Genomic DNA, 12013 nt, shown 5'->3' on the forward strand with positions numbered 1-12013 from the left:
CCTGCACGGTATTACTTTAGCCAGTTTTACATGGAGCAAATATGTCACTCAGTCGGCGTCAGTTCATTCAGGCATCGGGGATTGCACTTTGTGCAGGCGCTGTTCCCCTGAAGGCCAGCGCAGCCGGGCAACAGCAACCGCTACCCGTTCCGCCGCTGCTTGAATCTCGCCGTGGGCAACCGCTGTTTATGACTGTACAACGTGCGCACTGGTCATTTACGCCAGGGACACGCGCGTCGGTCTGGGGAATCAATGGCCGTTACCTGGGGCCGACTATCCGCGTCTGGAAGGGCGACGATGTTAAGCTTATTTACAGCAACCGCCTGACAGAAAATGTCTCAATGACGGTGGCCGGGCTACAGGTACCTGGCCCGCTGATGGGCGGTCCGGCACGGATGATGTCGCCTAATGCTGACTGGGCGCCCGTACTGCCTATTCGCCAGAACGCAGCTACTCTGTGGTATCACGCCAATACTCCCAACCGCACGGCTCAGCAGGTCTATAACGGCCTTGCCGGAATGTGGTTGGTGGAAGATGAAGTCAGCAAGTCGCTGCCTATCCCCAACCATTATGGTGTGGATGATTTTCCGGTCATTATCCAGGATAAAAGGCTGGATAACTTTGGTACGCCAGAATACAACGAACCGGGAAGCGGCGGCTTTGTTGGTGATACGCTGCTGGTTAACGGTGTACAAAGCCCGTACGTTGAAGTCTCGCGTGGCTGGGTGCGCTTGCGACTGCTGAACGCGTCGAACTCTCGTCGCTATCAACTACAGATGAGCGACGGACGCCCATTGCATGTAATTTCAGGCGATCAGGGATTCCTGCCTGCTCCTGTATCGGTGAAGCAACTTTCGCTGGCACCGGGCGAGCGTCGTGAGATTCTGGTGGATATGAGCAACGGTGATGAAGTGTCTATCACCTGTGGCGAAGCGGCGAGTATTGTTGATCGTATTCGTGGCTTCTTTGAGCCATCCAGCATTCTGGTTTCTACGCTGGTGCTAACGCTGCGCCCAACTGGGCTACTGCCACTGGTCACTGACAGCCTGCCGATGCGCCTGTTGCCGACTGAAATTATGGCCGGTTCACCGATTCGTAGTCGTGATATTAGCCTGGGTGACGATCCTGGTATCAATGGGAAGTTGTGGGACGTCAACCGTATTGATGTCACCGCGCAGCAAGGAACGTGGGAGCGCTGGACCGTACGAGCAGACGAACCGCAAGCGTTCCATATTGAAGGCGTGATGTTCCAGATCCGCAACGTTAACGGCGCAATGCCGTTCCCGGAAGACAGAGGCTGGAAAGATACCGTTTGGGTCGACGGACAAGTGGAGCTGCTTGTCTATTTCGGTCAGCCTTCCTGGGCGCACTTCCCGTTCTACTTTAATAGCCAGACGCTGGAAATGGCGGACCGTGGCTCGATTGGGCAACTGTTGGTCAATCCGATACCGTAATCTTCATACTCGCCCGAGGAGGGCGAGTATGGAATACCTTTCGATTTCTCTTTCGTTCCGGCTTATAATCCCCGGCCTTTGATTATTTTTTTACCATTTCTGGAAGCAAAATGAGCTCTATCTCCCTGATCCAACCGGATCGCGACCTGTTCTCCTGGCCGCAGTACTGGGCCGCCTGTTTTGGACCGGCACCGTTTTTGCCGATGTCTCGTGAAGAGATGGATCAACTTGGCTGGGATAGCTGCGACATCATTTTGGTTACTGGCGACGCGTATGTCGATCACCCAAGCTTCGGGATGGCGATCTGCGGTCGTATGCTGGAAGCGCAGGGCTTTCGCGTCGGGATCATCGCCCAGCCAGACTGGAGCAGCAAAGACGATTTCATGCGTCTGGGTAAACCGAATCTGTTTTTCGGTGTTACTGCTGGCAACATGGATTCGATGATCAACCGTTATACCGCCGATCGCCGTTTACGTCATGACGATGCCTACACACCGGATAACGTCGCGGGTAAGCGCCCGGATCGCGCCACACTGGTTTATACCCAGCGTTGTAAAGAAGCGTGGAAAGATGTGCCGGTGATCCTCGGCGGTATTGAGGCTAGTCTGCGCCGTACCGCGCATTATGATTACTGGTCCGATACCGTGCGCCGTTCGGTGCTGGTGGATTCGAAAGCCGACATGCTGATGTTCGGTAACGGTGAGCGTCCGCTGGTGGAAGTGGCGCATCGTCTGGCGATGGGCGAGCCGATTAGTGAAATCCGCGATGTGCGTAATACCGCGATTATCGTGAAAGAAGCACTGCCTGGCTGGAGCGGCGTGGATTCCACCCGTCTCGATACCCCGGGGAAAATCGACCCGATCCCGCATCCGTATGGTGAAGACCTGCCGTGCGCGGATAACAAACCAGTGGCGCCGAAAAAACAAGAAGCCAAAGCCGTTACCGTGCAGCCGCCGCGCCCGAAACCGTGGGAAAAAACCTACGTGTTGCTGCCTTCATTCGAGAAAGTGAAGGGCGACAAAGTGCTGTACGCTCATGCTTCGCGTATTCTGCACCACGAAACTAACCCAGGCTGCGCCCGTGCGTTGATGCAAAAACATGGCGACCGCTATGTGTGGATCAACCCGCCTGCTATCCCGCTTTCTACCGAAGAGATGGACAGCGTTTTTGCGCTGCCGTACAAGCGCGTGCCGCATCCGGCCTATGGTAATGCCCGTATTCCGGCTTACGAAATGATCCGTTTCTCGGTCAACATTATGCGCGGCTGCTTTGGCGGCTGTTCTTTCTGTTCTATCACCGAGCACGAAGGGCGCATTATTCAGAGCCGTTCGGAAGATTCGATCATTAATGAGATTGAAGCGATCCGCGATACCGTTCCTGGCTTTACTGGCGTGATTTCCGATCTCGGCGGGCCAACTGCCAACATGTATATGTTGCGCTGCAAATCGCCGCGCGCCGAGCAGACCTGCCGTCGTTTGTCGTGCGTTTACCCGGATATTTGTCCGCATATGGACACTAACCACGAACCGACCATCAATCTCTATCGCCGTGCTCGCGATCTCAAAGGTATCAAGAAGATCCTGATCGCTTCCGGCGTGCGTTACGACATTGCCGTGGAAGACCCGCGCTATATCAAAGAGCTGGCGACCCATCACGTCGGCGGTTATCTGAAGATTGCCCCGGAACATACTGAAGAAGGGCCGTTATCGAAGATGATGAAGCCGGGCATGGGCAGTTATGACCGCTTTAAAGAGCTATTCGACACCTATTCCAAACAGGCAGGTAAAGAGCAGTATCTGATCCCCTATTTCATCTCTGCACACCCCGGTACGCGTGATGAAGATATGGTGAACCTGGCGCTGTGGCTGAAAAAGCATCGTTTCCGTCTCGACCAGGTACAGAACTTCTACCCATCGCCGCTGGCTAACTCGACCACTATGTATTACACCGGCAAAAACCCGCTGGCGAAGATTGGTTATAAGAGTGAAGACGTCTTCGTACCGAAGGGCGACAAACAGCGTCGTTTGCATAAAGCGTTGTTGCGTTACCACGATCCGGCAAACTGGCCGTTAATCCGCCAGGCGCTGGAAGCGATGGGCAAAAAGCATCTGATTGGCAGCCGTCGCGATTGCTTAGTGCCTGCGCCAACCATTGAAGAGATGCGCGAAGCTCGCCGTCAGAACCGCAATACCCGTCCGGCGTTGACCAAACATACGCCGATGGCGACCCAGCGTCAGACGCCTGCTACGGCAAAAAAAGCGTCGTCTACGCAATCTCGTCCGGTGAATGCTGGCGCGAAGAAACGCCCTAAAGCAGCGGTCGGACGTTAAAAAAAATCCCCGGCAACTGACACGCTGCCGGGGATTTTTTTATCATTCTGCGTACATACGCAAGCAGCGCAGGCAATCAAAATAGTCTTGTGCATCAAGACGCGTATTGGCTCTGTTAGCTTCGGATTTGGCTGCATAGATTTGTGGGCGTAGTGCTTTCATATCCTGCTCAAGTCGGGCAATTTTGGCATTTAACGTTTGTACGTTGCTTGTCAGCTGATTGACCTTTTGCTCATCGACGCAGCCACTGAGCAAGCAGGTTGCCAGAACAACAGCTCCCACGGTGAAAATCGTTTTCATATAGTGTTCCCTTTTATTTATTGTTCCGGCTAATTGTTATTTAATTCAGCTCATTGCTTTAATCTGGCGGCGGTTTTCGCCTCAATCTGTTTAAGGAGGCTGCCGCTGTTCGGGCGGATAAAATCGGCAATCTCCCACTTACCCTCACGCCGCTGTAAAACAAATTCTTGCTCTTCGCTGTTGCCATTGGTCAATGCAAAACGAACATAAATACGAGCGGAGTCGGCAGTTTTCTCCAGCACACGAATTTCATCAACGCGTGAAAATAACGACTCTTCGCCAAAACAGATTGGGTTGTCGTAGATAAATTGCCGCTCTAATTGCATATTTTCATCGGAGTTACTGTCAGTCTTGAAGGTGGTTTTATAGAAGGCATTAACAGCCTGGCGATAGGTGTTGGAAACAACCCACGTCCAGGGCCAGCTATAATGAGTGATATGGTCAAACAACTCGGCGACAAAGGCTTCAGGCTGCTCTTTTTGCAGCGATGCCAGTACCGCCAATATTTTTTCATTCTCACCATTAACCGACTGCCAGACGCTGCCATGATTGCTGACAATATCATCAATCACCCAACGACCATTTTCTGCCACCATCTTCAGTGTTTGCGTGGTCTTTTCTTTATCGTCTTTATAGGGACGAAAGCGCACAAGGGCATCCACGTGATCGGCATCCGTTTGAGTAACCGCGACACTTTCTAACACCAGATCGCCGTAATCCTGACAATCGCAAACCGGATCGTAATCCAGCCAGCCAATATTACCCGGCAGTGTGAGATTGTCATTCAAGGTTAGCGCCTTTTGCATTCGCGTTGATGTTATTGCTTGCTCACTGTTATCAGCGAAATAAGGAGCGCTAGCCCCACCGGTATAGTATTGATAAATCTGCCTGACTGTTTGTTCAGCGGTTAGCGAGGGGGATTGCGCCTGGAGGGTAAAACTTAAAAAGGCTGCCAAAAACAGAATCATTATTTTCATCTGTTTTTCACCTCTCCATCGCGTTTATCCCTGGTGTAGATGAGTTGTTCCTTTAAGAGCTTCCAGCTCCGCATGATGATGTCCTTATATTTGGTGTTCCTGAACAGGGGAGAGTAACAACGGGCGGGAGGCGAGGGGAATAAATGATTTCTGAAAAGTCCGGTAGCGGAACATTACCGCTACCGGGAGAATTTGTGCGTTAGCCGCTGAACTGGTCGGGATCGGGGCCGAGGCGTTTACCCTGGTCGAGTTTTGCAATGTCACCAAGTTCGTCTTTGTCGAGACGGAAATCCCAGACATCGAAGTTTTCGGCAATTCGTGAAGGGGTGACCGATTTCGGGATTACGACCAGACCGTTATCCAGATGCCAGCGGATAACAATCTGCGCCGGGGTTTTGCCATACTTATCTGCCAGATCGCGAATGATTTTCTGATCGAATACGCCTTTCCCGCCCTGGGCTAATGGGCTCCAGGATTCGGTCTGGATTTTGTGTGTGGCGTTCCAGGCATGCAACTGACGTTGCTGCATCAGCGGGTGAAGTTCTATCTGGTTAATGACAGGCGCCACGCCAGTTTCATCAATCAGACGCTGAAGATGGTGGATCTGGAAATTGCAGACGCCGATACTTTTGATTAATCCCTCTTTTTGCAGCTCAATCATTCCTTTCCATGCTTCGACATAATGGTCGATTGCGGGAACGGGCCAATGCATTAAGTAGAGGTCGATATAATCAAGCTGGAGTTTTTTCAGACTGTCGAGTAGGGCTTCGCGGGGGCGCTTGTGGTTGTCGTTCCACAGTTTCGTGGTGATGAACAGATCTTCTCTGTTAAGTGCGGAATTTTTCAGGGCTTTGCCGACACCTTCTTCGTTCTTGTAGGCTGCGGCGGTATCAATTGAACGATAACCCACTTCTAACGCTTTTTGGATAGCGGTGATAACTTCCTCATTACTTGCTTGCCAGACGCCCAGTCCCAGCTGGGGCATGACATTGCCGTCCTGTAGCTTAATAACGGTTGGATTAGCCATACGTTCCTCCTTATATGAACTCACCGGAGCAGGCTCCGGTGAGATGTTGTGAACTTAAGTCTGGACGAAATGCCCGAAAACGAAAGTTTGAGGCGTAAAAAGCTTAACGGGCGGCTTCGTAGATGCGGCGGCTGACTTCCAGTGTAATGTCATGATTTTCGCCCAGTTGGGTCATGCCGTGCTCTTCCAGTTTTTTCAGCAATGCCGGGATAGAGCTGCCGTCCAGACCGTAGTCGGAAAGATGTGTCGGCACGCCTAATTGCTCGAAGAAGTTACGGGTAGCGGCAATCGCGGCGTCAATGCGCTCGTCGTCGGAACCTTCGGTGATGTTCCAGACGCGTTCAGCGTATTGCAGCAGTTTCGCACGCTTGGTGTCGCGTTTTTCATTCCACAGTGCAGGCAGGACGATAGCCAGAGTTTGTGCGTGATCCAGACCGTGCATAGCGGTCAGTTCGTGGCCCAGCATATGCGTTGCCCAGTCCTGCGGTACGCCAGCGCCGATCAAACCGTTCAGCGCTTGGGTCGCCGCCCACATAACGTTGGCGCGCACATCGTAGTTCTCTGGTTCTTTCAGGGCCTTCGGGCCATCTTCGATCAGCGTCAGCAAAATACCTTCTGCGAAGCGATCCTGAATTTTGGCATCAACTGGTTTGGTCACATACTGTTCTACGGTGTGCACAAAGGCGTCCACTACGCCGTTAGCCACCTGGCGCGGCGGCAGGGTATAGGTATAAACCGGATCGAGTACGGCAAATACCGGCTGAACATGGGCAGAATGGAACGCCTGTTTGTCGCCAGTGGTTTTACGGGAGATAACCGCGCCTGCGTTGGATTCTGAACCAGTTGCAGGCAGCGTCAGCACACAGCCCATCGGGATAGCGCTTTTAATCTCTTTGCCGCCAGTTTGCAGGATATGCCACGGATCGACGTTTTCAGGATAATTTGCCGCTGCGGCGATAAATTTGGTGCCATCCAGCACGGATCCGCCGCCAACCGCCAACAGGAAAGTCACTTTCTGTTCGCGAACCAGTTTTACGGCGTTCATCAGCGTTTCATAAGCCGGGTTTGGTTCGATACCGCCAAACTCCAGCACGTCCATGCCTTTCAGTGCATCCAGAACTTGATCGAGGACGCCGGTTTTTTTCACACTACCACCGCCGTAGGTAATCAATACGCGGGCGCCATGAGGAATTTGCTCGCGTAAACCAGCGATAGCGCCTTTACCAAACAGAATGCGGGTTGGGGTGTGCAGATTAAAGTTGTTCATTACTTGCTCCCTTTGCTGGGTCAATATGAGGGCAGAGATCGGTCTGCCTGATGTTTTTCATTGTGGTCGCCAGCGCCGTGGCTCTCAATGCTCATTTCTGCCAATGTCTTGCCTATTTCTCCAGAGTACTGGAGAAATGGTACAAAATTGCGCACAATCAAATTGCCGCATTATTCCTAAGAAATTACGCGATATGAAACGTGAAGAGATATGCCGCCTACTGACGGATAAAATTAATAGACTGAAAGATAAAGAAAATAGTTTGTCAGATATGTTGCCTGATGTGCGCTTATTGTATGGCGAGAACCCCGGTGCGCGTACGCCAGTGATGTATGAACCTGGCATCATAATTCTCTTTTCTGGGCATAAAATCGGTTATATCAATGAACGCGTGTTTCGCTATGACGCCAATGAATACCTGCTGCTGACGGTGCCGTTGCCGTTTGAGTGCGAAACTTATGCCACGCCAGAGGTGCCACTGGCGGGGGTGCGTCTCAATGTTGATATTTTACAGTTACAAGAGCTGTTGATGGACATTGGCGAAGATGAACATTTCCAGCCGTCGATGGCTGCCAGCGGTATTAATTCCGCTACATTGTCCGAAGAGATTTTATGCGCGGCGGAGCGGTTACTGGATGTGATGGAACGACCGCTGGATGCGCGCATTCTCGGTAAACAGATTATCCGCGAAATTCTTTACTATGTGCTGACGGGGCCTTGCGGCGGCGCGTTGCTGGCACTGGTAAGTCGCCAGACGCATTTCAGCCTGATTAGCCGCGTGCTGAAACGAATTGAGAATAAATACACCGAAAACCTGAGCGTTGAGCAACTGGCAGCAGAGGCCAATATGAGCGTTTCAGCGTTCCACCATAATTTTAAGTCTGTCACCAGTACCTCGCCGTTGCAGTATCTGAAGAATTACCGTCTGCATAAGGCGCGAATGATGATAATCCACGACGGCATGAAGGCCAGCGCGGCGGCGATGCGCGTCGGCTATGAAAGCGCGTCGCAATTTAGCCGTGAGTTTAAACGTTATTTCGGTGTGACGCCGGGAGAAGATGCAGCCAGAATGCGGGCGATGCAGGGGAGTTAAATGCGTTCCCGGCATGGCCACCGGGAACGGAGGAAATCGTCAGGCACTAGAGTACTTTTTTTTAATCACCACGAACAGCGTGCCTAACAAGCCAGCGGTTAGCAAGGCAATCGGCAGGATCATCAGGAACGTCATCACCTGATCTTCATGGCGTTTAACGAACGGAATCATGCTTAAGGCATAGCCAAAACTGGTTACCACGCTGACCCATAACAACCCGCTTAACCAGTTGAAAAACTGGAAGCGGCGATTTGGCAGTCCGGAAATCCCCGCCATGGTTGGCAGCAGCGTGCGGACAAAGGCGAGAAAACGTCCAGCCAGCAGCGCCAGCAGACCGTGGCGGTCAAACATACAGGTGGCGCGCTGGTGATATTTGGCCGGAAGCTGTGCCAGCCAGCCTTTCACCGTTTTGGTATTACCCAGCCAGCGCCCCTGAATATAACTCAACCAACAACCCAGGCTGGCTGCGGCAGTCAGAATCGTGATTGTTGGCAGAAAATCCATAACCCCTTGGGCAATCAATGCGCCAGCCAGAATCAACAAGCTGTCGCCAGGCAAAAATGAGGCGGGCAGCAGGCCGTTTTCTAAAAACAGCGTGGCAAACATGACAAAGTAAACAACGCTAACAATGTGAGGGTCCGCCAGCGCGGCAAAGTCATGTTGCCAGAGCGCAGCGATAATATCTTGAATAACAGCCATGGACTTTCCTGTGGAACAGCGTTTAAGCCTTAATTTGACTATTGTACTCCTGAATCGTCCGGGACGCCTTGATCCCGGACGCAACAATTTAAGACTATTCACAATTAAATGTCTGCAAAATTGTCCAAATTTGGCAATGTTACACAATTCGCGCGAAGCCGGCGTCCAGATCGGCAATCAGATCGTCGACGTTTTCCAGACCAATATGCAGGCGAATCAAGGTGCCGCTAAAATCGATCTTACCTTGCGGGCGGATGGCGGCGAGATGTTCTGGCTGGTTCGCGAGGATCAAGGATTCATACCCGCCCCATGAGAAGGCCATGCTGAATAAACTGAAGTTATCCAGATAGTTCGCCAGTTCTTCGTCATTAAGTTTTTTCTTCAGGACAAAGGAAAATAGTCCGCTGCTACCTGTAAAGTCTCGTTTCCAGAACTCATGGCCTTTACTGCCTGGCAGAGCAGGGTGGTTAACTCGCTCAACCTGCGGATGTGCGGCCAGCCATTCAGCCACTTTCAGGCTGCTTTCATGATGTTGGCGCAGACGCACGCCCAGTGTACGCAGGCCACGACTGGTCATATAGGCGGTATCGGCGTCGACCATCTGCCCCATCAGATAGGCATTTTCCCGCAGTTGCTCCCAGCAACGGGTATTGCACACTGCAGTGCCAATCATCGCATCTGAATGCCCTACCAGATATTTGGTGGCGGCCTGAATAGAAACATCAATACCAAAATCAAGAGCTTTGAACAGTACTCCGGCAGCCCAGGTGTTATCGATCATAATGATGGCGTCCGGCACCACACTGCGTACGGCGGCAACAATTGCTGGAACATCATGCACTTCCATAGTGATGGAGCCCGGTGATTCCAGAAATACGATTTTGGTGTTTGGCTGCAGATGTTTAACGATATCGGCACCAATCAACGGATCAAACCATGATGTCGTTACGCCCAACTTGCTGAGGATTTTGCTACAGAAATCCTGGCTCGGCTCGTAGGCGGTATTTGTCATCAACACATGATCGCCCTGTTCAACAAAAGCAAGAATGGAATTGGCAACCGCTGCCGCCCCGCAAGGAAACAGTGCGCAACCTGCGCCACCTTCCAGTTCGCACATCGCTTCTTGTAAGGAGAAATGGGTTAATGTTCCGCGCCGTCCATAGAACAACTCGCCATTGGCGCGATTGCGCGTCGCATGTTTTTTGGCTTCCATACTGTCAAAGACCAGCGAAGAGGCGCGCTGAATCACGCTATTTACCGCGCCGAGAGTGTATTTTTTGCTGCGTCCTGCATTGACCAGTTGAGTATCAAGTTGTTTGTCTGCCATGTTGGGATTCCTGTTTTTATACGTCTGGATGTCTAAACTAGCACGAATGAGGTCATGCGCATCCTGAAGAATTGGCATAAAGCAGAAAAATTTCGCAAAAGGTGTACTGGTGACTTTTTTACTGCGTAAACGCAAAGAAAAGAAAGCAAAGGTACGGCAGTATGCAAATAGTAATGAGAACGACTATCAATTCGACGTCGTTTTGATATTATTGTGCGCAGATTTTGTGACTTGCGTCCTGGAGATACACAGTGGGTAATAATTTAATGCAGACGGACCTTTCCGTCTGGGGTATGTATCAGCACGCCGATATTGTCGTTAAGTGCGTGATGATTGGGCTTATTTTGGCCTCCGTAGTCACCTGGGCAATCTTTTTCAGTAAGAGCGTAGAGTTCTTCAACCAGAAGCGTCGCCTGAAGCGCGAGCAGCAACTGCTGGCTGAAGCACGCTCTTTAAACCAGGCCAGCGATATCGCCGCTGATTTTGGTAGCAAAAGCTTAAGCTTGCATTTGCTCAATGAAGCGCAAAATGAGCTGGAACTGTCGGAAGGCAGCGACGATAACGAAGGTATTAAAGAGCGTACCAGTTTCCGCCTTGAGCGTCGGGTCGCCGCAGTAGGTCGTCAAATGGGCCGCGGTAACGGTTATCTTGCTACCATCGGTGCAATTTCGCCGTTCGTTGGTCTGTTTGGTACGGTCTGGGGCATCATGAACAGCTTTATTGGTATCGCGCAAACGCAAACTACCAACCTGGCAGTGGTTGCACCGGGTATTGCAGAAGCGTTGCTGGCAACGGCAATCGGTCTGGTGGCAGCGATTCCGGCGGTCGTTATCTATAACGTATTTGCACGCCAGATTGGCGGCTTTAAAGCGATGCTTGGCGATGTCGCAGCGCAGGTATTGTTGCTGCAAAGCCGTGACCTGGACCTGGAAGCCAGCGCCGCTGCGCATCCGGTTCGTGTTGCACAAAAATTACGCGCAGGATAATGTCCGATGGCAATGCATCTTAACGAAAACCTCGACGATAACGGCGAAATGCATGATATCAACGTGACGCCGTTTATCGACGTGATGTTGGTTCTGCTGATTATCTTTATGGTGGCGGCACCGTTAGCGACGGTAGATGTGAAGGTGAACTTGCCTGCTTCTACCAGCACGCCGCAGCCGCGCCCGGAAAAACCGGTTTATCTGTCGGTGAAGGCGGACAACTCAATGTTTATCGGTAACGATCCGGTCACCGATGAAACGATGGTTACGGCGCTGAATGCGTTAACCGAAGGTAAGAAAGACACCACCATCTTCTTCCGTGCAGATAAGACCGTCGACTACGAGATGTTGATGAAGGTAATGGATAAGCTGCATCAGGCAGGTTACCTGAAGATTGGTCTGGTCGGCGAAGAAACTGCCAAAGCGAAGTAAAGAGAATTGCCTGATGCGCTACGCTTATCAGGCCTACAAAATCTATTGCAACGTGTTGATTTTTAATAATTTTGTAGGCCAGATAAGGCGTTTACGCCGCATCCGGCAAGGTTAGAAGCAC

11 protein-coding genes are annotated in these 12013 nt (G+C 51.6%); 5 read left to right on the forward strand and 6 right to left on the reverse strand.

The window, feature by feature from the left end; genetic code table 11:
• The first annotated feature begins 41 nt into the window (after positions 1-41).
• Together ftsP and FEK47_RS10845 are read left to right on the forward strand one after the other, a co-directional pair.
• Positions 42-1454, forward strand: coding sequence for a cell division protein FtsP (ftsP, locus tag FEK47_RS10840; RefSeq protein WP_130218174.1), 1413 nt, complete (start codon positions 42-44; stop codon positions 1452-1454).
• A gap of 110 nt (positions 1455-1564) precedes the next feature.
• Positions 1565-3784, forward strand: coding sequence for a YgiQ family radical SAM protein (locus FEK47_RS10845; RefSeq protein WP_000095187.1), 2220 nt, complete (start codon positions 1565-1567; stop codon positions 3782-3784).
• Positions 3785-3826: 42 nt separating this feature from the next.
• Here FEK47_RS10845 and yqhH read toward each other — a convergent pair whose 3' ends face one another.
• From yqhH to yqhD, 4 genes are all read right to left on the reverse strand, one after another.
• Positions 3827-4084, reverse strand: a complete 258-nt coding sequence (yqhH, locus tag FEK47_RS10850; protein ID WP_135487238.1) for a lipoprotein YqhH — start codon at positions 4082-4084, stop codon at positions 3827-3829.
• Between the two features lie 50 nt (positions 4085-4134).
• On the reverse strand, positions 4135-5061 hold the full coding sequence (locus FEK47_RS10855; RefSeq protein ID WP_135487239.1) for a YbjP/YqhG family protein: 927 nt from the start codon (positions 5059-5061) through the stop codon (positions 4135-4137).
• Between the two features lie 199 nt (positions 5062-5260).
• A complete protein-coding gene (gene dkgA / locus FEK47_RS10860) occupies positions 5261-6088 on the reverse strand; it encodes a 2,5-didehydrogluconate reductase DkgA (RefSeq protein ID WP_130218154.1) in 828 nt (275 codons plus the stop codon).
• Positions 6089-6191: 103 nt separating this feature from the next.
• On the reverse strand, positions 6192-7355 hold the full coding sequence (yqhD, locus tag FEK47_RS10865) for an alcohol dehydrogenase (protein WP_130218152.1): 1164 nt from the start codon (positions 7353-7355) through the stop codon (positions 6192-6194).
• 193 nt (positions 7356-7548) lie between these two features.
• On the opposite strand from yqhD, the gene yqhC reads away from it, so the two are divergent.
• Positions 7549-8448 carry a DNA-binding transcriptional regulator YqhC gene (gene yqhC / locus FEK47_RS10870; protein WP_138158408.1) on the forward strand — a complete coding sequence of 300 codons (900 nt, stop codon included), beginning with the start codon at positions 7549-7551 and terminating at the stop codon, positions 8446-8448.
• Positions 8449-8487: 39 nt separating this feature from the next.
• Here the strand turns inward: yqhC and yghB are convergent, their stop codons facing one another.
• Positions 8488-9147, reverse strand: coding sequence for a DedA family general envelope maintenance protein YghB (gene yghB, locus FEK47_RS10875; RefSeq protein WP_064529651.1), 660 nt, complete (start codon positions 9145-9147; stop codon positions 8488-8490).
• A 139-nt stretch (positions 9148-9286) separates the two neighbouring features.
• The gene (gene metC, locus FEK47_RS10880; RefSeq protein WP_135487240.1) at positions 9287-10474 is read right to left on the reverse strand and encodes a cystathionine beta-lyase; all 1188 of its coding nucleotides are present in this window, start codon (positions 10472-10474) and stop codon (positions 9287-9289) included.
• 251 nt (positions 10475-10725) lie between these two features.
• On the opposite strand from metC, the gene exbB reads away from it, so the two are divergent.
• Entirely contained in the window at positions 10726-11460 is a 735-nt protein-coding gene (gene exbB, locus FEK47_RS10885) for a tol-pal system-associated acyl-CoA thioesterase (RefSeq protein ID WP_130208037.1), read from the forward strand.
• Positions 11461-11466: 6 nt separating this feature from the next.
• The gene (gene exbD / locus FEK47_RS10890; RefSeq protein WP_130208035.1) at positions 11467-11892 is read left to right on the forward strand and encodes a TonB system transport protein ExbD; all 426 of its coding nucleotides are present in this window, start codon (positions 11467-11469) and stop codon (positions 11890-11892) included.
• Positions 11893-12013 lie beyond the last annotated feature (121 nt).

The sequence above is a fragment of the Escherichia sp. E3659 genome, assembly GCF_005781135.1.
GTDB lineage: Bacteria > Pseudomonadota > Gammaproteobacteria > Enterobacterales > Enterobacteriaceae > Escherichia.